This window comes from Bacillus sp. WC2503, assembly GCF_052682895.1.
Genome location: NZ_JBQYMD010000001.1, coordinates 3,528,531 through 3,550,417 on the forward strand (window position 1 = coordinate 3,528,531; position 21,887 = coordinate 3,550,417).

The following is a 21,887-nucleotide window of genomic DNA, read 5'->3' on the forward strand; positions in this document are numbered from 1 at the left end:
GAGCAACGGTTTTTATTATTCTTATACAAATGTGAATGGATCTGTATGTAACTGCGAAGCATGAATTTGTACATTGAATTTTTTCGCATCTACTTTTTCTTGCAGTTGCTTTTGCACAGCTTGCTTCATTACCTTTTCAACGTTATGTCCTGGATCAACTATATTTAAACCGAGCATCATCGCATCATGAGCGACATGATAATACATGTCACCTGTTACATATACATCTGCCCCTTTAAATTTCGCTTGGTTTATATATTTATTACCGTCCCCACCAAGTACAGCAACTTTACGCACTTTATCACCTAACTTGCCGACAACTCTTGCGCCCTTCACGTCTAATGATTGTTTCACATGTTCAGCAAACTGGCCAAGTGTCATTTCTTCTTGTAAATAGCCTATTTTTCCAAGCCCTAACGTTTCACCTTTATTATCAAGAGGATATACATCATATGCCACTTCTTCGTATGGATGAGCTGCCAACATCTCTTTCATAACTTTTCTTTGTAGTGAAGCTGGAATTATCGTTTCGATACGTACCTCTTCCACACGTTCTAACCGCCCAGTTTCCCCGATATAAGGATTTGTTCCCTCCTGAGGTACAAACGCGCCTGCTCCCTCACTACTGAACGTACAGTGGCTATAATTGCCGATATGACCCGCACCTGCGTCTCCTAATGCTTTACGAACCTCTTCTGCATGAGTTACTGGCACAAACACAACAATTTTTTTCATTTCTTCTGCGTATGTTGGAGCTAATACTTCTGTATTTTGTAATCCTAACGCATCAGCGAGTAAATCGTTTACTCCACCTTTAGCAACGTCTACATTTGTATGAGCGGCATAAACGGCAATATCATTCTTAATACACTTTTCAATAATTTTCCCATACGCTTTCTCTGTATGAATCGCTTTTAACGGATTAAAAATTAAAGGGTGATGCGCAATAATGACATTCGCTCCTAATTGAATTGCTTCATCTACAACCTCCTCCGTTACATCTAAAGCAATCAATACGTGCTGCACGGGTTTATTAAGCGCCCCGATCTGCAGGCCAATCTTATCCCCTTCCATCGCTAAATGCTTCGGGTACATACTTTCAAATAAAGAAATAACCTCATGGCCATTTGGAATTTTACTCATGATAAAATCTCCCCTATCATTTTCATTTTCGCTTCTACTTCTACACGTTTCGTTTTTGTCTCTTCAGAATCTGCTGCACGTTCTAATTGTTTTAAGATATTTTGGAAGTTTTTCAATTCTCCTTCCCACTTTTCAACAAAAGCCTCACCTTTTTCTTTTATTAAAAATGGACCCATAAATAATTCAGCTTGTTTATTATCCGAGTAAGGTGCTGCAATATTTCCTCGTTCCCCAACTAAAATTTCGTAAATTTTCCCGTCTTCTTTTACGATTTTCTCACGGATAAGCTCCCAGCCATTTTCAATAAACCATTCACGTATGTGATGTGCTGCAATGTTCGGCTGTAAAATTAAACGTGTTACACCTTCTAACTTTTCTTTACCACTTTCTAAAATGTCACGAATTAGTGCTCCACCCATACCAGCAACTGTAATTACATCTACTTCCCCTGGTGTAATTACTTCTAATCCATTCCCTTTACGAACGTCCACTTTATCTTGTAAGCCACTTTCAGCTACAGTTGCTTGCGCAGAACGAAACGGCCCATCTACAACTTCTCCTGCAACTGCTTTTGTAGCAATATTATTTATAATTGTATAACACGGTAAATACGCATGATCCGATCCAATATCAGCTACTGTAGATCCTACTGGAATCTCGCGCACAACTTCTTCTAATCGTTTTGAAAGCTTTACTTCATTCATGTATTTCCATTACTCCTTCTCTTGTCAGTCTGTCTCCATGATAATGAATTTATAGTAGTTGTTGCAAGCCCATAACAACAATTCCATTCTCTATTACTCATCGTATTTTAGAAAGTATAGAAAAACAAGCCTTTTGCAAAAGCAAAAGGCTTGTTTTATGGAACCTTATTTTTTCTTAGATAGCCAATCAGCTACTTTAGCCGCTTGATCAGCTGGAACTAAATTTGGCGGCATATTTCCTTTTCCTTTCGAAAGAATTTCTTTAATTTCATCCTTTGAAAGTTTTCCACCAATTTTTTGTAAATTAGGCCCTACCGCCCCTTGTAACTGATCGCCATGGCAGCTCGTACAGCTTTGCTTCACAATATCTTCTGGCTTTGATGCTGTTTGCGCTGGCTTCCCGCCATTTTTTGTATCAGCTAACTCTTTAGATTTATTTAGCCCCTGAAATGAAAATACAAACATAACGATAATACCTAATGCTGCAATAAGAGCGAACGGAATCAGCGGATTACGTTTCATATCTCTTCTCCCCCCTCTATACCCCTAAATAGTTAGATGATTCAGTCATTTCCATTGTACTTGAAAACGCTCTATCCGAAAAGAGTAAACTATCACTTGTTGAAAATATTACATAAATTCAGTTTATTGTTTTTTATTGTTATATCGCTTATTATTTCGATAATTATTAACGTTTCTCATCATATTTTTCGCTTTTCTACATATTTTTTTGTATAGAATAAACAAAATTAATCGAAAAATCGAAAAATGAGCATTTGCAAATCAAAAGACAATTCTGTAAAATAAATTACAAGAAATTGTAATCGTTGCCGATAGCTAAATTTTAACAAAATTTAACAAAACAAAAAAGTTTACTTCACAAAAGTGAAGTAAACTTAAAGTTAGCCTATTCTAAGAAATCCTTAAGACGCTTACTACGACTTGGATGTCTTAATTTGCGAAGTGCTTTCGCTTCAATTTGACGGATACGTTCTCTCGTTACGCCGAATACTTTCCCAACTTCTTCAAGCGTACGAGTTCGTCCATCATCTAAACCGAAACGAAGACGTAGAACATTTTCTTCACGATCTGTTAGTGTATCTAACACATCTTCTAATTGTTCTTTTAGCAATTCATACGCTGCATGGTCCGCAGGCGATGTTGCTTCTTGGTCTTCAATAAAGTCACCTAAATGGGAGTCGTCTTCTTCACCAATTGGTGTTTCAAGAGAAACTGGCTCCTGTGCAATTTTTAAGATTTCGCGTACTTTTTCTGGCGCAAGATCCATTTCTTCACCAATCTCTTCAGGAGATGGTTCGCGTCCTAAATCTTGTAACAATTGACGTTGTACACGAATTAACTTATTAATCGTTTCAACCATATGAACTGGAATACGAATTGTTCGCGCTTGGTCTGCAATCGCACGTGTAATTGCTTGGCGAATCCACCAAGTTGCATACGTACTAAATTTGAAACCTTTACGATAATCGAACTTTTCAACCGCTTTAATTAGACCCATATTTCCTTCTTGGATTAAGTCTAAGAAAAGCATACCACGGCCCACGTAACGCTTTGCAATACTTACTACAAGACGTAAGTTCGCTTCCGCAAGACGGCGTTTTGCTTCTTCATCGCCTTCTTCAATACGCGTCGCAAGTCGAATTTCTTCTTCAGCGGATAGTAAGTCAACGCGACCAATTTCTTTTAAGTACATACGAACAGGATCATTGATTTTCACACCTGGTGGCACACTTAAATCATTAAGGTCGAATTCTTCTTCCGTTTTTGTAATTTGGCGATTATTAGGACCTTCTTCGTTGTCGTTATCGCCAACTAAGTCAATCCCTTGTTCACCTAAATATTCATAGTATTCATCCATTTGATCGGATTCAATTTCAAATCCATTCATGCGTTCTGCGATCTCTTCATATGTAAGAACGCCACGTTTTTTTCCGACCTCAGTGAGTTGTTCTTTCACTTGCTCAAGGGTCATTTCAGTTTCAATTTGTTTAGAACGAGCTGGTTTGTCAGCCATCTGTTCCCCTCCTTACGCGAGATACAAACATTCATTATACTAAATCTTTACCAAAAAAGCTATTTTCTCGCTTTTTGATTTTGTAAATATGCTACATAATATTTAGCAGCCTCTACAGGATCTGTTTTTTCCATCTGTTTTACTTTAAAGATGATTTCCATCTTTACAAGTTTTTCCTTATGACGTCTAAGCGTCTCTAAATGGCCTTGTAACACTTCTTCTGTGTATTCTGGATTAATAAATTCATCCGTCGAAATATCAGTGATAATGTTTTTCAACTTTTCATCAGAGAGCCAACTTAAAAATGTTCCGACTGAAGGTTCATTTCCCTTTTCATAATATGCGTATAGTTCATATAAAATCCCTTTATGTTCTTCTGTATGAAAATCTTCTATATGGGATTCCATGCGAACGGCTACTTCTGCACTTTGCAACATATGATAAATAATTTCTCTTTCTGCCCTTTCAAAACCTGTTAACTTCGGTTTTGTTTGAACAACTTGAGACGGCTTAGAAACCTGCTTTATTTGTTTTTGCTGTACCTTTTGTTCTTTGCGATATTGGTGCAATTGATTCAAAAGTGTTTCCATTGAATAAGAAAACTCTTGCGATAACGACTTCAAATATGATTCTGCCTGCATCGCGTCTTGTAACAACGACAACTCTTTTAAAACACTTTTCACATATTCTTCTTTGCCAGACTCATCTTGCAAATTTTTCCCTAAACGCAAATAATTTATTTTAAAACCAACAAAACTTATACTTGATTTCACAAGATTTTCAAAAGCGGTTGTCCCATATTGTTGCACATATTCATCAGGATCAAGCTTATCTGGCAAGGATGTGACTTTCACTTGGCAACCAACTTTTAACAGTAATTGCCCTGCTTTCATCGTCGCTTCTCGTCCTGCTTTATCACCATCATAGCAAAGAACAACAGTTTCAACGTTACGTCGCAGAAGTTTTGCTTGTTCTTCAGTTAAAGCTGTTCCCATTGTCGCAACAGCTTCTTCCACACCACTCTTTACCGCAGCTAGTACATCGGCATACCCTTCAAAAAGGACTACTTGCCCACGCTTTCTAATAAACGGCCTTGCTTGGTGGAAGTTATACAACAATTTACTTTTGTGAAAAATCGGTGTTTCAGGGCTATTTAAATATTTCGGAGTGTCATCTCCTAAAGCCCTTCCACTAAACGCTATCACCTTACCTTGTAACGTATGGATTGGAAACATAACTCTTCCACGGAAGCGATCATAATGACTACCATCCTTCTCACTTCTTATTAGAAGACCGGCTTGTTCCATACTAGACAGCGATAAACCTCTTTTTTGTAAAATTTTCGTTGCAGCATCCCAAGCAAGTGATGCATAACCAATTTCAAACTTCTCAATCATCTCTTTCGTAATACCACGGTTTAATAAATATGAAAGTGCTTCATTTCCCTCTTCTGTATTTACTAATAAATGATGATAATACTTTTTCAAAAGTTCGTGAGCCTGTTGCATGATGACAGTGTCATCAGATATGTCTTCTTGTTGTACTTGCCCTGATGTATACTCTGCAACCGCAATTCCATTTCTTTCACCTAACTTTTGAACAGCCTCGGTAAAAGCAAGTCCTTCCATTTTCATTAGAAAGGAAAATACATTTCCACCTTCTCCACATCCGAAGCAATGAAAAATTTGCTTATCAGATGAAACAGAGAATGAAGGAGAATTCTCACCATGAAATGGACAAAGGCCGAAATAGTTACGTCCCTGCTTTCTAAGTTGAACGTATTCACCAATCACTTCTACAATATCGGATGACGTCCGAATCTGTTCAACAACTTCTTCGGGAATTCTGTTGCCCATAACTCCATCTCCGTGTCGTATTTTGTATTCGATATAAATTAAAAAATTCCTTTATAATTCGACAATATTTTTTCTAAACTTGTTAGAAAGTATTGTCGATCACATTGTGTAAACGACTTCGGACCTCTTATATAGGCCCTTTGTCTGCGTAACTTCGCAGATACATACTACTATATAAAATTGTATTCATATGCTCATCTATTACAAATGCACCTCTTGAAGACAATACATATACACCTTTTTTACAAGAAGACTAGCAAGCCTCATATACTGTATGATCATGAGATCTGTTACCTTTGCAAGTTGATAGATATAAATCAACTTCATCTTGTCCAGAATCTACATAAATCCAATTGCCTTGCTGTTTTCTTGAACGATGAGTATACGATGCGACAAACACAATTTCGACATGAAATTCAGTTCCAACTTGCACAATCTCATCCTTCACGGGATATGCATCTGCATCAACTAATACGTTATTGATGTTTTGCATATTTCTGTATTCTACATCCCTTCTGTGAATCCTTCCATAATGTGCGTTTTCTTGTATAGATTTTGTCGATTTAATGTAATTACATGTCTTTTTTGTAAATCCTATCCCTAGTTTATTCTGAAAAATTAAAGTCTAAACGTAAAATATAGGTTTTTATCACAATTTTTTATTATAATATATTTTCTTCAACTACGCTACATATCCCTTTATTTTTTCATCTTCTACTTTAGGATAACTAAACCATGCTTTTCACATAATAAAAAAACAGAAGAATATAAGTATAACCACTCCGCTATAATCTATTACTAATCCAACAAGTATCGTATTTCATATGAGCGAAAAAAGCACATTCACCTTCGGTAAATGTGCTAAAACATTTTTTGGTTTTGCACTGCATTCACAATAATATTTGCTGTTTCTTCAATCGCTTTATTCGATACATCAATTACTTGACAATTTATTTTACTAATTACTGCTTCAAAGTGATCAATCTCTTCTTGAATACGATTAATATTGGCATATGTTGCGCCGTCACTTAATCCAAGTGATTTTAATCGTTCTTTTCGAATATGATTTAACTTATCCGGTGTAATTTTCAAACCGAAACATTTCTCTTTTGCCACTTGATATAATTCCTCAGGTGGATCCACTTCTGGTACAAGCGGCACATTGGCAACTTTCAACCGTTTGTTATGAGCTAAGTATTGAGAAAGTGGTGTTTTTGATGTACGTGAAATTCCAATTAACACGATATCCGCTTTTAAAATACCTCGTGCATCTCTACCATCATCGTACTTTACAGCAAACTCAATTGCTTCAATCTTTTTAAAGTACTCTTCATCTAATCTACGAACAACACCCGGCTCATATCTCGGCACTTGCCCTGTAATTTCTTCAATTTGATCGATAAGAGGTCCGATAATATCGTATGCCTCTACCCCTTCTTTTGCAGCCTCTTTCACTAAATACTGGCGCATTTCCGGCTTTACTAACGTAAAACAAATAAGCGCTTGATTACTCTTAGCAATCGAAATCACTTCTTTTAATGTCCCTGTATCTTCTACATACGGTACACGTCTAATATCAGGAGCAAATGGGAATTGCCCCATTGCTGCTCGAACAACTAAATCAGCCGTTTCTCCTACAGAGTCAGATACGACATATACGATTTTATTATCCATTACATTACCTCACTTTAAACAAATTACACTTATTCGTTATTTACTAGGTTTACAAACGCACGTGTAATATTTGTTTTTGTAATTCGTCCAATTACTTCTAAACCTTGCTTCGTATCTTTCACAACCGGCATCGCATCAATCTGTCTTTCTATTAATTCCATCGCAATATCATATAAAGAATCTTCTCTACGACACATGGCAATGTTTGGCATCCTTGTCATGATAATATTAACCGGAAGAGAGGTTAAATCCTGCTTCCCTAAGCTAGCTCTTAATAGATCTTTTCGAGACACAACACCAACTAATAGTGTAGATTGATCTACAACAAACAATGTACCAACATCCTCTAAAAACATCGTACAAATTGCATCGTATACTGATACATTTTTATCAATTACAGCCGGTCTAGATTGATAATCTTGCACTTTAATTTTCTTAACAGCTTCAGATAATAGCTGCCCCCCAGTTTTCCCCGTATAAAAATAACCTACGCGTGGACGCGCTTCTAAATAACCAGCCATCGTTAAAATTGCTAAGTCTGGTCTTAGCGTTGCACGTGTTAAACCCAATTGCGCAGCAATTGACTCCCCTGTAATAGGACCGTGATCTTTTACAATCTGAATGATATGTTCTTGCCGTTTATTCAGCTCTATGATAATCACCACCTTTAATGCACAACGAAAAAAGTTATACTATCTCTTAAATATTATATACTAAATATGCTATTCGAAAAAGAAAGTATGTAAAAAGGACCGTATACGGCCCCAAATTATATTTGAAACTTATCAAGTTGCTCTAGGAAACGTCTTGATTTCAAATAAATTCCGCAATATTCATCATAATATGTATTCAATACTAAGCGCATTTGTTTTTTTGTGCTATCCTTCACTGATACATTGCCGAGCCTATGTAAATCGAAATGGAAGAAAAGACGTAACAATTTATGTACAGCTTCTCCCACCGGTATACGATACGGATCTTGCTCCGCATGACGTGAGCACAGAAAACCGCCTTCCCTGACAGAGAAGGCGACAAAATCTGTTTCTTGATGACAAATCGCACATGTATCAAAATACGGGCGCATCCCTAATACCGGAAGCATTTTCGTTTGATAAATTAATGATAATACTTCTGGATCAACACCCTCACACATATAATGCAACGTTTGATATAACATTTCAAATAAGTACGGATTATGTTTTTTATCTTCTGTTGCTTTATCAGTTAACTCAACAACAAATGATGCATAAGCAGTTAAAAATATATCCTCGCGAATTTCTTTCATAGTTGAAATAATCTCGCCTTGTTGCAAAGTTCCAAGCCCAGATCCCACTTGAATAAGAAAATGCCCATGTGTCATAAGTTGCGAAACAGATGCTAACCGACTTTTCGGTTTTTTCGCTCCTCTTGCCATTGCACTTATCTTACCGAATTCTCTTGAGAATATTGTAACAATCTTATTCGTTTCTCCGTAATCTGTCGTACGGATAACGATGCCCTCAACTTTTTGAAACATGTTCGTCACCATCCAAGGTTTGAACAAAACGGGTCAAGAAATTGGAGAGTCTAGATGCGCTAGCTCCTCATCATGTTGATCCATCTCATCGTTTACGTCTTTTTCCATCTCTTTTAAAAGCAAATACGTTTCAATGCTTCCTGTTTTGGAGAAAAACTTCCAGGTAAAATCTAGCATAAGAATCCACCTTTCTCAATAAGCGTAGCCTATAAACCAATTTCCTTTGTTATTAAATTGACCCATTTTGTCCATTTTCATGTGAGAAAAATTTTTCCTAATTTATTAAAGTTTACAAAAACCAATAATCAGCGGATGAGCAAACATCCACTGATTACAGCCTTACTTTATTTTAGTACTCGTCTTCGCGGAAACCAAGATCACGAAGCTGAGACATCTTATTGCGCCAATCTTTTTGTACTTTTACCCATACCTCTAAAAATACTTTAGAACCAAGAAGTGCTTCAATATCAAAACGAGCTCGTTTCCCGACTTCTTTTAACATCTTCCCTTGTTTCCCAATAATAATTCCTTTTTGTGACGCACGTTCAACAACAATCGTTGCATTTATATAAACTGCACCGCCCTCACGCTTCTGAATTGCATCAATAACAACCGCTACAGAATGTGGCACTTCTTCACGTGTTAAATGTAGTACTTTTTCACGAATAAGCTCTGCAATAATAAATCGCTCCGGATGATCCGTTACTTGATTATCTGGGTAGTATTGCGGTCCTTCTGGTAAATATTTTTTAATTGCTCCAATTAACGCTTCTACATTATTACCGTCTAATGCAGAAATTGGTACAATTTCTGCAAACTCATGTAGTTTACGATATTGATCAATTAACTCTAATAATTGCTCTGGATGAACTTGGTCAATTTTATTAATTACCAAAAATACCGGTTGTTTCGTTTCTTGTAATTTCTCAATAATGAATTCCTCACCACGACCAAATCCTTCAGTTGCATTGACCATAAACAGCACAATATCAACTTCTTTCAATGTCGTTTGAGCCATCTTCACCATGAAGTCACCTAGTTTATGTTTCGGTTTATGTATTCCTGGTGTATCAATGAAAATTACTTGTGAATCATTTTCTGTATATACGCCTTGAATTTTATTACGAGTCGTTTGTGGCTTGTCACTCATAATGGCAATTTTTTGGCCGATAATACGATTTAAAAATGTAGATTTCCCAACATTCGGTCTGCCAATAATAGAGACAAAACCTGATTTATAACCTTTTCTATTCATGTAAATCCTCCGCTAAAAATGCTCCTGGTAACAATTCTCCGACTGTCGTCTCTTGAACGTCACCATGTAAATTTGATAGGTATACTTTCGTATCCTGTTTACATAATTCTACCATAACTTGTCGACATGCTCCACAAGGAGGTACTGGGCGTTTTGTATCTGCTACAACCGCAATAGCTACAAACTCTTTATCCCCTTCAGAAACTGCCTTAAATAAAGCAGTTCTTTCTGCACAGTTGCATAAGCCATATGATGCATTCTCAACATTACAGCCACGATATACTTTTCCATCGTGCGTTAATAATGCTGCACCTACTTGAAATTTTGAATATGGTACGTACGCTTGTTTACGCGCTTCGATTGCTTCTTGAATTAATTGTTTACTATTCATATCCCGCATCCTTCCTGTTCACAGCTGTGAATAGATACACTCTCTCACTAAAGGCCTTTATAGCACTTCCTAGGCTTAATAAAAGCTTCGGAATGCAACTATACCACATACGGTACAAAGATAATAGCACCAATTATAACGGCTATAACTGCAAAGAGTAAAACCGCTCCTGCTGCGACATCCTTTGCAATTTTCGCAAATGGATGTATATCAGCAGTCACTAAGTCTACTGTTTTTTCCACAGCCGTATTTACCATCTCTAAACCCATTACAATCCCTATCACAATAAGTAATACCACCCACTCTATTTTCGTAATATGGAAATAAAAGCCGCAGCATATAACAATGACTGCGGCTAAATAATGAATTCTCATATTTCTTTCATGACGAAGACAAAAGAATATACCAGCTATAGCATATCCAAAACTATCTAAAAGTTTTCCTTTTTTCATCGTCCTAATCCAAATGCTTCTAAAATTTCTTTTTGTCTTCCAAACATTTCTTTTTCATCTTCTTCTGTCATGTGATCATAACCAAGCAAATGTAAAAAGCCATGTAACGCTAAAAACCCAAGTTCCCTATCAAAAGAGTGTCCATATTCTTCAGCTTGCTCTTTCGCTCTTGGAATAGAAATAATAAGATCTCCTAACATACGCGGCATCTCCGCACCGACAATTTCCATTTCACCTTCTCCCATTTCTTCCATAGCGAAAGAAATAACATCCGTAGGCTGATCCTTATCTCGGTAATCACGGTTTATTTCACGAATACGTTCATTATCTACAAACGTAACCGATAATTCTGCCCCTTCTTCTATGTTTTCCATTTGAGCCGCTTTCTCTACCAGCTCTCGAATCAAACTTATATAATCGTCTTTCACTTCTTCTGTTTCATCAATAAAATCAATTAATAAACTCATTCTTTCTCCTTCTCTTCCGGTAGTTCCGGATATGTAATACGCGAATGGAAAATACCATTTAACGTCTCGCATAACGTTTTTCCAACGATTTGTAGCTCTTTAAATGTCAAATCACATTCACTAAATTGTCCATCTTGCAAACGATCTTTAATAATACTTTGCACTAAATTATTAATTTGATCTGGCGTTGGATGATTCATAGAACGCACCGCGGCCTCTACACTATCAGCAATACCAACAATCGCCGACTCTTTAGAAGTTGCTTTGGATCCTGGATAACGGAACATCTCTTCTGTATATTTTTCTTTATCTTCTTTAATCGCCTTATAGTAAAAATATTTAAGTAACGTTGTACCATGATGTTGTCCAGCAATATCAATAATTTCTTGCGGAATATGGTACTCTTCTAGCATCCTCACCCCGTCCGTTACATGAGCGATAATAATATCTTTACTCGTTACAGGGGCGAGTTTATCATGTGGGTTTTCAATCCCCATCTGATTTTCAATAAAGAACTGTGGTTGTACCGTTTTTCCTACATCATGATAATACGCCCCTACACGGGCTAATACACCATTTGCCCCGACTGCTTCACAAGCAGCTTCAGAAAGATTCGCTACCATTACACTATGGTGATATGTCCCTGGCGCTTCTAGCAAAATCTTACGCAAAAGCGGATGATTTGGACTTGATAGTTCCATAAGCTTCATACTTGATACAATGCCAAGTCCACTCTCTAAATATGGTAAAATCCCCATAGCTAACACCGAAGAGATAATCCCTGAAACAGAAGCCATCAATAATTGTGTACCAATTTCAAGAGGCGAAAAATTCCCATTACGCAACAATAATAACGCTGCCAATACGACCACATTTAACACAGAAACGAGTATACCCGCTTGTAAAATCATCGTACGACGATTTTTTTCTCTCAAGAAAATACTAACTGATAGTGAACTTAGTAACACATAGATCCCCACACTATAATTCAGGGTGCTCGTTACTCCTTCATTAAACATAATGCTTCCGCATACAGAAAAAATCATGCTTGTTAAAAAAACAAATCGATCACCAATCATTAGTTTTACAAGTATTGTTCCCATTGCAACTGGAACGACATACGCGATCCCTGCATATTCAAGCTTTTGGAACAAGCTAATGATTTTCATTAAAACGATCGTGATCGACAAAATGGTAATGTACGCTAAAATATACGGTCTATCTTCCCTTTTCCGTTGTAAAAATACTTCAAATTGCTTATGCATAAAGTACAATAGCACACCAATGAGTACCGCTAATCCAACATAGGGTTGAAAACTGTTCCCTTTTTCTAACAGACCAACTAATTTCAACTGATTGTACATATCACTTGAAATCGTTTCACCTTCTCTAACAAGGACTTGCCCTTGAAGAATATAAACAGGTGGAACTAAATCTTCTTCCGCTTTTCTCTTCTCTTTTGTTAAGGTCGGATCATAAAAATAGTTTGCAGAAATCGCATATTTCCCTAACGCCTTAATAGATTCCTTTAAACCATTATCAACATTAACACTATTCATCTCACTTACATATCGTTCCTTCGCATCCTTCAATTCGTCCATTTTAATATGCTCAGTCATGATACTATTAATAGCTGTAACTGCTGCATCTTTTGCTAATACTAATTGGTTCGAATCTGCATTAATTAAGTTTAGTAAGTTTAAATCAGATAATTCTTTCGTTAAATCAGTAGGCAATTTTTTTTTCAACTTGTCCACTTTTTCAGCATCAGTAATCTTTTTTTGCTCATCCGGCCCAACCGCTTTAATCTCTTGTATCACTTCATCTACTTTAGCAAAGACGTCATTCACAATATCCACTTTATTTTGTTTATACTCACTTTTATATGTATATTGATCTTCAACTTTTGTAGCGGCTTCTTTTTTCTTTTTGTCCGTTGTAACTTTATCTTCAATTTTAATAGGAGAATGGATTGTTTTTTTCGCAATAGAATATGTTGTAACATCTAATTGCTCTGGTTTTACATTATTCATAAGTGCAAAAAACAGCACTGCTCCTAATAAAACGTAAGAAATCCAACTTAGTTTTTTCGAATGTTGTAAATTACGAAACCACTTAGAAATTTCTTGAGATCTTGACATGATTTCAATACCTTCTCCTCTCCAGAAATAAAGTGAAACTATTTATAGCTTTCGTTTCTTCTAACAAGCGACACTTTTAGAATCATACGTCATTTATCGCTTATACTCTTCTTCTTTCATGATAGTAAAAAAATTGCTATTCGCCAACCTTATCATACAAAAAGAAATGATCCTGACAAATAGGATCATTCCATTTTATCATACGCCTCAATAATACGTTGCACTAACGGATGTCTCACAACGTCGCTTTGCTCTAATGTAATGAACGAAAGTCCTGATACACCAGATAAAACATTTGTAGCAATAGAAAGACCTGATTTTGCCCCTTTTGGCAAATCTACCTGCGAAGGATCCCCTGTTATAACCATTTTAGAACTAAAACCTAATCTTGTTAAAAACATTTTTATTTGGACACCAGTTGTATTTTGCGCTTCATCTAAAATAACAAATGAATCATCAAGCGTACGCCCTCTCATATAAGCAAGAGGCGCGATTTCAATTACACCTCGCTCCATCATACGCTGCGTATATTCTTGTCCAAGAATATCGTGCAGTGCATCATACAATGGACGTAAATATGGATCTACCTTCTCTTTTAAATCCCCTGGTAAAAAACCTAAACTCTCTCCAGCTTCTACAGCAGGCCTTGTTAGAATAATTTTCTTTACATACCCTTGTTTTAACGCTCTTACAGCCATTACTACAGCTAAGTACGTTTTTCCAGTTCCAGCAGGTCCTATCCCAAATACAATATCATTCTTCTTCATCGCATGAATATATCGTCTTTGTCCCATTGTTTTTACACGAATAGATTTACCCTTTGCCGTTTTAAAAATTTCTTCTTCATATAACTCTTCAAATTGAGCAATTTTCCCTTGTTTTGCGAGCTGAATTGCATACGCAACATCTCTTTCTGTAATGGATACACTTTTACGAATAACAACAAGTAATTGCTGTAAGATTTTTTCTACGAGTGTCACGTTTTCATCTGCCCCAGACACATGAACTGTTTCACCTCTAGTTACGATAGATACATTAAGTTCTCGTTCCATTACTTTTAAATGAGCATCATTGACTCCAAAAAGAGCGATTGCTTCGTTAGTATTTTCCAATTGTTGGTTCATTTCTACTAATTGTTCTGCCATTACTCAGTCTCCTTGAATATCGGATTCGGATATCGGTTGTGACTCTGCAATATTTTCAATTACAGTATAATGCAATGTAACTTTTAGTTGATCCGCCTCAACCTCTTTACTCAAAATCTTATCACTTACAATCATAGCATGTTCATCCAATTTTTTCTTTAGTTCTTTTTCAGCCATCTCTTTCGCTACTTTCAATGCCTGTTTTTCTGTGTATTCTCGATTCGCTTCTTCCTCTTCTCGTACAATATCTTTTTCATATGCAATCGGTAATGTAAAACCAAATAATTTCACATCATGTTTTACATGTTCAGTACGAGAGCGTTTATACTTATCATGTTGAAATCCCCATATTTTTATTTTTGCACTCCCAAACTTAAGAAAGTATTCATTATACGCATTACCAGTATACACTTGAAATTGTGTTTTCAGCGGCACACTCACCTCGGATGTATACCAAGTTTCTCCATATACAATACCTTTCGCCGAAACAACTGACGGGTTTTCCTCATTACCATATATACCTGATACAAGAAGTTGTCCTTTTTCAACATGGTCATTTTTCATAACGACTGGTTTTCCAACCTCTACAAACGTTTTTGTAATAATTGCTTCTTTTTTTGCCACTAAATTTTGTGGATGCTGTTCCTTTTCTTTTTTCGGCTCGTTTTTTTCCACAATTTTAAAATGATAGGTGGTCCCTCTTACTTCCAGCCCCGCCCAAGTAATCGCATTAATATTGTCCGTCAAATGGCGTTGCACATCTTCTACACTAGGCATTTGAAACTGTAGTTTTCCTTTCTTAATACCCATTTTATCCAATTCTTTCATCAATATATATTCTGTTTCAGGTTTCGCTCCTGTAATCTCAATTTTCCAAACCATATTTGACATTGCAATCATACCAAAAAAGAAAATTAAAAAACCGATTAAAAACCCACTATTTTTAATTAAACGCTTATTCCAAAAAGGAAAACCGTAGCGTCCAATGAAATATAATTTGCATTCATTTTTTCTATAAATTGGTTTTAATTTTTTCACATCGCGTAACAACATACAAAAAACTAACGTTTCATCAGCAATCTTCTTAACATCCCAAACTAATAATTTTCTACGTACGCATTCATTAACGAACCGTTCCGCTCCTCTACCTTCAATTCGTACTTTTACATATCCAAGCCACTTTATAAACCATTTATTTTTCATCTACTACCTCCACTACCTTTCCCAAAAGTAGACATACTACTTTTCACTTTAATTAGCAAAATAGCTCGTACGAAAATGATATAAAGAGTTTTACTGCCCATAAATAGCGAGATAACTGAATAGTAAGGTCGAATCACGAGAATAAAGAAGAAAAACTTCACATACGGAAGTTTCCCTCACTCTTTTTGCTTTTCACTTTCTAAAAACATCACTTGCTCAATGATCCCTTCAAGCAAAAGCTCCTCTGGAAGGATTGTTTTAATAACGAAGGATTGCCCCTTAATTAATAATTGACCATGTTTTAGCAACAATCTTACTTCTTTATCTGAAAACACTAATAAACCTTGATGATTTTCTATATAGATATGCACTTGCCCAACAAGCGTGATCCGAGGTAGATCCATTAGCACATCCACTGGCAGGTCTATTTGCTTCGTTAACCAATTCTTCATTTGTTCTAATTTTTTCATCTTAAAAGACCTCCTCTCATCCCATATGTATGAAAAAAGAGCTTGTAATATCACGTCCAAACTGAAAAAAAGCATAAAAAAACGTCTCATACGAAATGAGACGTTTTTTTATGCTAATAGCTGGATAACCAGCTTATTCACAAGTGATCCGTCTGTTTTACCTTTTACTTTCGGCATAACAGCAGTCATCACCTTACCCATATCTGCTTTTGATGTCGCACCAACTTCAGAAATAACTTGCTTGATTACATCAATCAGGTCTTCTTCAGTTAATTGCTCCGGCAAATATGCGCTTAAAATCTGAATTTCACTTTGCAGTTTATCAACAAGGTCTTCACGACCAGCTTTTTTAAATTCAAGGAGGGAGTCCTTATACTGTTTTACTTCACGAGCTAAAACTGTTAATTCCTCTTCTTCTGTAAGAGTATGTTGCAGTTTAATACCTTCATTTTGTAAAGCAGCCTTAACCATACGAATAACGGTTAATTTTTCTTTTTGTTTATTCTTCATCGCTTGTTTCATATCATCGTTTAAACGACCGAGAAGACTCATAACTTACACCCTCTCTTAGAATTTACGCTTTCTTGCCGCTTCAGATTTCTTCTTACGTTTTACACTTGGTTTTTCATAAAACTCGCGCTTTCTTGCTTCAGCAAGTGTACCAGTTTTAGAAACCGATCTTTTAAAACGGCGAAGTGCATCCTCCAAAGACTCGTTTTTACGAACGACTGTTTTTGACATTCTCTTTCCCTCCCTCCGAAACATCACACTTACATACTAACTTCAGCATGCAAAAAGAAACACTTCTTCAGCATGTCTTTTACGATTATAATACATTTTATCACTTCAGGTCAACTATTTGACCGAATAAAAGAGGAATAGATGCTCTTCCTTTTTTAAAGCTATGCAAATAGCTATCATCCTTTTCCACTGAAAACAACTATATTTTTATCATTGTACCTTTTCAACACTTAACTTTTCCATGAAAAAAGAAAGCATGCAAACCGTTTCCGTTTGCATGCTTTTTTTTACGCGCTCGCTGATTCTTTTTTCACATCATCTTCAATAACACGAACAAATTGCGCTTCGTTATATGGATAACCAGCTTTCGTAATTTTCACTTTCACTAGCTTACCAATTAATTCTTCTGACCCTTCAAAGACAATTTTCAAATAGTTATCTGTATAACCTACATATAACCCTTCACGATCGCCATCTTTAAATTGCTCTTCCGGGATAATTTCAAGTACTTCTCCTTCAAACTGTGAAGCATACTCTTTCGCTAATTGATTAGATAGTTCAATTAGACGGTGAACACGATCATTCTTCACATCTTCAGGAACTTGATCTTCCATACGCGCTGCAGGTGTTCCCGTACGTTTTGAATAAGGGAATACGTGTAACTCAGAGAAGCGATTCTCTTTAATGAAATTGTACGTTTCCATAAATTCTTCTTCTGTTTCACCTGGGAAGCCAACAATTACGTCTGATGTAATCGCAAGACCTGGTAACGCTTCTTTCAAACGATCTAAACGCTCTTGGAAAAATTCCATTGTATACTTACGACGCATACGTTTTAATACAGTATTAGATCCTGATTGCAACGGAATGTGCAAGTGGCGTACAACTACTTCAGATTTGTCTAACACTTCAATTACTTCATCTGAAATTTGACTCGCTTCAATAGAAGAAATACGAAGACGTTTTAATCCACCTACTTCTGCTTCCATATCACGAAGTAATCCAGCTAAGTTATAATCTTTAATATCTTCACCGTATCCACCTGTATGAATACCAGTTAATACGATTTCTTTATAGCCTGCATCCACTAATTGCTGCGCTTGTTTAATAACTTCTTTTCCATCACGAGAACGCATTAAACCACGCGCCCAAGGAATAATACAGAACGTACAGAAGTTATTACAACCTTCTTGTATTTTTAATGAAGCACGTGTACGATCCGTGAAATATGGTACATCAAGTTCTTCGTATACACGTGTTTTCATAATGTTACGGACAGCATTAATTGGTTGACGCTCTTTACGGAATTCTTCGATGTATCCTAACATCTTTTCACGATCTTGTGTACCAACTACAATATCTACACCTGGAATTGCCATAATTTCAGCTGGAGATGTTTGCGCATAACATCCCGTTACACAAATAACCGCATCTGGATTTTGACGCACAGCACGTCTAATTACTTGACGGCTTTTTTTATCTCCAGTATTTGTTACTGTACATGTATTAATAACATATACATCAGATTTCTTTTCATATTCAGTTCTTTCATAACCACCTTGTTTAAACAATTGCCAAATAGCTTCTGTTTCATAGTGGTTTACTTTACAACCTAACGTGTGGAACGCAACAGTTGACATTGATCATCACCCCATCAATTCAAAATGATAAGAAGCAGCACTTAACGCATAAAGCGGTGCCGTTTCCGTTCTTAAAATCCTTGGTCCTAAACTACATAGTACAAATTTATGTTCACGAAGCGCCGTAATCTCTTCCTCAGCTAAACCGCCTTCTGGGCCAAATACAATTAATAGCTTTTGACCTGGTTTCATTGTCGTTAAAGCTTTCGCAAAATTAGATTTCTCGCCTTGTTTTGCTTCTTCTTCATACGCAACAAGACAAACATCATACTCACCACTCATTGAAAGCAATTGCTTAAACGATGCTGGAGCATGTACTTCTGGAACTTCACTTCTATGCGATTGTTCCGCAGCTTCTTTCACAATTTTTCTTAAACGCTCAACTTTTTTATCAGCTTTTTTCGCATCCCATTTTACGATAGAGCGAGATGCTTGAAATGGTAAAAATGCGGCTGCCCCAAGCTCGGTTCCTTTTTGAAAAATTAACTCTAGCTTGTCTCCTTTTGGCAGTCCACTTGCAATCGTCACGAACACAGGAAGTTCACTTGATGCCTCTACCCATTCTACAATAGCTGTCTCAACAAATTCACTGGTAATTTCATCAATTGAACATACTGCTGTTTTTCCGTTTACACAGCAATAAATGTGATCACCAGCTGACATACGCATTACTCTCGCAATGTGATGTACATCATCACCTACAATGCGAATCTTTGCTTCACTTACATGTTTTTCTTCTACAAAATAACGTTGCATATAATCACCTTAGTAGAGTTTCGTTCCTTTCGTAAGTCAACACTTACGAAAAGAACGAAACGTTATCATTTTTCATATAACAAACGGCAAGTCCCTCACCTTATAGTGAGAGACTCCCCTTTTCATTATAAACTAAAATCTATATTACGCATTTCGTGCAATAATTGCTACCCAATCATCCATTCGTAATACTTCTTCAATTGTAAATCCAGCTTTTTCTAACGCCTCAGAAATTACTTTTTCTTTCGCTGCAATAATACCAGATGTAATGAATAATCCACCTGATTTTACAACTCGTGCTGCATCTTCAGGGAATAGAAGAATAATTTCTGCTAATAAATTCGCTACGATTAAATCAACAGGTCCTTCAATACCTTCTAAAAGACTATTTTGTCCAACAGATACGATATCATCTGTTTTATTTAAACGTACATTCATTTCCGCACTTTCCACTGCAACTGGATCTAAATCGTATGCTTGAACAGAAGACGCACCTAATTTTGCCGCTGCAATACTAAGTACACCTGAACCCGTTCCTACATCAATGACAGTATCACCTGATTGAACTGTTTTTTCTAAAGCACGAATACACATCGTTGTTGTTGGATGAGTTCCTGTACCAAACGCCATACCCGGGTCTAATTCAATGATTTTTTCATCCAGAGAAGATGGTGTGTATTCTTCCCATGTCGGTACGATTGTGAATGTATCAGAAATTTGTACTGGATGGTAATACTTTTTCCAAGCAGTAGCCCAATCTTCTTCATTGACTTCGTTAATGGTAATATTTCCAGTACCAATTTCAATGTCGTAAGATGGAAGCACATCAATAGATGATTTTACACCCGCAATCGTTTCCTGTAAAGAATCCGTTTGTGGGAAATATGCTTTTACTAATACACCCTCTGCCGGGTATTCATCTGGGTTCAATGCATAAATTTCACCATATTGTTGCTCGCGCTCTTTCGTCAACTCTGCTGGATCCTCAATTGCAACTCCACTAGCACCAGCTTCATGTAAAATATGAGAGACAGCTTCTACTGCTTCTTCTGTTGTATGAATACTAACTTCTGACCATTTCACAATTTACCAACTCCATTTTTTATTTCCATTATTCCCCTTTGAAAGCACGTTTAAGCTTTCCGAATAAACTATCATCCTGCTCTTCTTGCCCTGCAAATTCACGTAATAAATCTTTTTGATGTGAATTTAATTTTGTTGGTACAACAACACGAACGACTACATATTGATCTCCTTGACCGTATCCACGTACGTTTGGAGCACCTTTTCCTTTTAAGCGGAATTCTGTTCCTGTTTGTGTTCCTGCTGGAATTTTCAGCTTCACTTTCCCATGAACAGTAGGAACTTCTACTTCAGCACCAAGTGCCATTTGCGCAAATGTTAATGGCATTTCGCAAATAATATGATCACCTTCACGCTCGAAGAATTCATGATTTCTTACATGAACAACTACATATAAATCTCCTGCCGGTCCACCATTTACGCCCGCTTCACCTTTTCCAGATACACGAATTTGTTGGCCATTATCAATACCAGCTGGAATCTTAACGTTAATTTTTTTACGCTTACGTACTTTACCTGAACCGTGACATGTCGTACATTTTTCTTTAATCATTTGACCAGTTCCTGAACAATGACCACAAGCTTGACGGTTTACAATACGACCAAACGGTGTATTTTGTTCTACACTTACTTGACCTGATCCTGAACAATGTTTACATGTTTCTTTTGAAGTTCCTGGTTTTGCCCCGCTACCTTTACAAGTATCACATGGATCTTCTACTGGAATTTCAACGTTTAACTCTTTACCAAAAATAGCTTCTTCAAAGTCTAAAGTGACTTGATATTGTAAGTCAGCACCTTGGCGCGGAGCATTTGGATCTCGACGTCTGCCGCCACCGCCGCCAAAGAACGAACTAAAGATATCTTCAAAACCAAAGCCACCGCCGAAGTCTCCTCCGCCACCGAAGCCTTGAGTTGCACCAGCATGACCAAATTGATCGTACTGCGCACGCTTTTGATCATCGCTCAACACTTCGTATGCCTCTTGTACTTCTTTAAACTTTTCAATTGCATTTTCTTCTTTACTTACGTCTGGATGGTATTTTTTAGCCAAACGACGATACGCTTTTTTAATTTCATCTTTTGAAGCGCCCTGGCTAAGCCCAAGGACCTCATAATAGTCTCGTTTACTCATAAATTTGCAACCCCCGAATCTTTCACATAAACGTAATTTTAACACCGAAAGAAAGTGCTTTGCAACAAAGTTTCCTCACT

At 36.7% G+C, this 21,887-nt stretch carries 24 protein-coding genes; all 24 read right to left on the minus strand.

From position 1 onward, the window contains the following. Positions 1–21 precede the first annotated feature (21 nt). On the minus strand, positions 22–1,143 hold the full coding sequence (locus ACUN26_RS18085; RefSeq protein ID WP_000036258.1) for a Nif3-like dinuclear metal center hexameric protein: 1,122 nt from the start codon (positions 1,141–1,143) through the stop codon (positions 22–24). Next, positions 1,140–1,847, minus strand: coding sequence for a tRNA (adenine(22)-N(1))-methyltransferase (locus ACUN26_RS18090; protein WP_001006556.1), 708 nt, complete (start codon positions 1,845–1,847; stop codon positions 1,140–1,142). The genes ACUN26_RS18085 and ACUN26_RS18090 overlap by 4 nt, the downstream gene beginning before the upstream one ends. Positions 1,848–2,012: 165 nt before the next feature. Next, the gene (gene cccA, locus ACUN26_RS18095; protein ID WP_000828151.1) at positions 2,013–2,369 is read right to left on the minus strand and encodes a cytochrome c550; all 357 of its coding nucleotides are present in this window, start codon (positions 2,367–2,369) and stop codon (positions 2,013–2,015) included. Positions 2,370–2,754: 385 nt separating this feature from the next. Beyond that, positions 2,755–3,882 carry an RNA polymerase sigma factor RpoD gene (rpoD, locus tag ACUN26_RS18100; RefSeq protein WP_000764067.1) on the minus strand — a complete coding sequence of 376 codons (1,128 nt, stop codon included), beginning with the start codon at positions 3,880–3,882 and terminating at the stop codon, positions 2,755–2,757. 59 nt (positions 3,883–3,941) lie between these two features. Then, the gene (gene dnaG, locus ACUN26_RS18105) at positions 3,942–5,738 is read right to left on the minus strand and encodes a DNA primase (protein ID WP_000528230.1); all 1,797 of its coding nucleotides are present in this window, start codon (positions 5,736–5,738) and stop codon (positions 3,942–3,944) included. 253 nt (positions 5,739–5,991) lie between these two features. Next, positions 5,992–6,231, minus strand: a complete 240-nt coding sequence (locus ACUN26_RS18110; protein WP_002039621.1) for a DUF188 domain-containing protein — start codon at positions 6,229–6,231, stop codon at positions 5,992–5,994. Between the two features lie 368 nt (positions 6,232–6,599). Further along, on the minus strand, positions 6,600–7,412 hold the full coding sequence (locus ACUN26_RS18115; RefSeq protein ID WP_000368950.1) for a pyruvate, water dikinase regulatory protein: 813 nt from the start codon (positions 7,410–7,412) through the stop codon (positions 6,600–6,602). Positions 7,413–7,441: 29 nt separating this feature from the next. Beyond that, the gene (locus ACUN26_RS18120; RefSeq protein WP_000583755.1) at positions 7,442–8,074 is read right to left on the minus strand and encodes a helix-turn-helix transcriptional regulator; all 633 of its coding nucleotides are present in this window, start codon (positions 8,072–8,074) and stop codon (positions 7,442–7,444) included. Positions 8,075–8,181: 107 nt separating this feature from the next. Then, positions 8,182–8,928 carry a DNA repair protein RecO gene (gene recO / locus ACUN26_RS18125; RefSeq protein ID WP_000487005.1) on the minus strand — a complete coding sequence of 249 codons (747 nt, stop codon included), beginning with the start codon at positions 8,926–8,928 and terminating at the stop codon, positions 8,182–8,184. Positions 8,929–8,961: 33 nt separating this feature from the next. Beyond that, positions 8,962–9,105 (minus strand): YqzL family protein, encoded by a 144-nt coding sequence (locus tag ACUN26_RS18130; RefSeq protein WP_000883923.1) that lies wholly within the window; start codon positions 9,103–9,105, stop codon positions 8,962–8,964. 172 nt (positions 9,106–9,277) lie between these two features. Continuing rightward, complete coding sequence (era, locus tag ACUN26_RS18135) at positions 9,278–10,183, minus strand: GTPase Era (protein WP_001080234.1); 906 nt, start codon at positions 10,181–10,183, stop codon at positions 9,278–9,280. Beyond that, positions 10,176–10,574: a cytidine deaminase gene (locus ACUN26_RS18140; protein WP_001086291.1), complete on the minus strand. Its 399-nt coding sequence runs from the start codon at positions 10,572–10,574 to the stop codon at positions 10,176–10,178. The genes era and ACUN26_RS18140 overlap by 8 nt, the downstream gene beginning before the upstream one ends. A 98-nt stretch (positions 10,575–10,672) precedes the next feature. Beyond that, entirely contained in the window at positions 10,673–11,026 is a 354-nt protein-coding gene (locus ACUN26_RS18145; protein ID WP_000715513.1) for a diacylglycerol kinase family protein, read from the minus strand. Next, positions 11,023–11,493 (minus strand): rRNA maturation RNase YbeY, encoded by a 471-nt coding sequence (ybeY, locus tag ACUN26_RS18150; RefSeq protein WP_000054674.1) that lies wholly within the window; start codon positions 11,491–11,493, stop codon positions 11,023–11,025. Before ybeY ends, ACUN26_RS18145 begins: the two co-directional genes overlap by 4 nt. Beyond that, positions 11,490–13,634, minus strand: a complete 2,145-nt coding sequence (locus ACUN26_RS18155; protein WP_000091505.1) for an HD family phosphohydrolase — start codon at positions 13,632–13,634, stop codon at positions 11,490–11,492. Before ACUN26_RS18155 ends, ybeY begins: the two co-directional genes overlap by 4 nt. 185 nt (positions 13,635–13,819) lie before the next feature. Continuing rightward, entirely contained in the window at positions 13,820–14,779 is a 960-nt protein-coding gene (locus ACUN26_RS18160) for a PhoH family protein (RefSeq protein ID WP_000840524.1), read from the minus strand. Between the two features lie 3 nt (positions 14,780–14,782). Next, positions 14,783–15,982, minus strand: coding sequence for a sporulation protein YqfD (gene yqfD, locus ACUN26_RS18165; protein ID WP_000792486.1), 1,200 nt, complete (start codon positions 15,980–15,982; stop codon positions 14,783–14,785). 176 nt (positions 15,983–16,158) lie between these two features. Next, positions 16,159–16,452 carry a sporulation protein YqfC gene (yqfC, locus tag ACUN26_RS18170; protein ID WP_000732262.1) on the minus strand — a complete coding sequence of 98 codons (294 nt, stop codon included), beginning with the start codon at positions 16,450–16,452 and terminating at the stop codon, positions 16,159–16,161. Positions 16,453–16,560: 108 nt separating this feature from the next. Then, positions 16,561–17,004 (minus strand): GatB/YqeY domain-containing protein, encoded by a 444-nt coding sequence (locus tag ACUN26_RS18175; protein WP_000054576.1) that lies wholly within the window; start codon positions 17,002–17,004, stop codon positions 16,561–16,563. 15 nt (positions 17,005–17,019) lie between these two features. Continuing rightward, entirely contained in the window at positions 17,020–17,193 is a 174-nt protein-coding gene (rpsU, locus tag ACUN26_RS18180) for a 30S ribosomal protein S21 (RefSeq protein WP_000048061.1), read from the minus strand. Positions 17,194–17,480: 287 nt separating this feature from the next. Continuing rightward, on the minus strand, positions 17,481–18,833 hold the full coding sequence (mtaB, locus tag ACUN26_RS18185; protein ID WP_000108698.1) for a tRNA (N(6)-L-threonylcarbamoyladenosine(37)-C(2))-methylthiotransferase MtaB: 1,353 nt from the start codon (positions 18,831–18,833) through the stop codon (positions 17,481–17,483). Between the two features lie 6 nt (positions 18,834–18,839). Next, the gene (locus tag ACUN26_RS18190) at positions 18,840–19,589 is read right to left on the minus strand and encodes a 16S rRNA (uracil(1498)-N(3))-methyltransferase (RefSeq protein WP_001190139.1); all 750 of its coding nucleotides are present in this window, start codon (positions 19,587–19,589) and stop codon (positions 18,840–18,842) included. A 144-nt stretch (positions 19,590–19,733) separates the two neighbouring features. After that, a complete protein-coding gene (prmA, locus tag ACUN26_RS18195) occupies positions 19,734–20,672 on the minus strand; it encodes a 50S ribosomal protein L11 methyltransferase (protein WP_000872123.1) in 939 nt (312 codons plus the stop codon). A 28-nt stretch (positions 20,673–20,700) separates the two neighbouring features. Then, on the minus strand, positions 20,701–21,807 hold the full coding sequence (gene dnaJ / locus ACUN26_RS18200) for a chaperone protein DnaJ (protein WP_000043957.1): 1,107 nt from the start codon (positions 21,805–21,807) through the stop codon (positions 20,701–20,703). Positions 21,808–21,887: the final 80 nt, after the last annotated feature.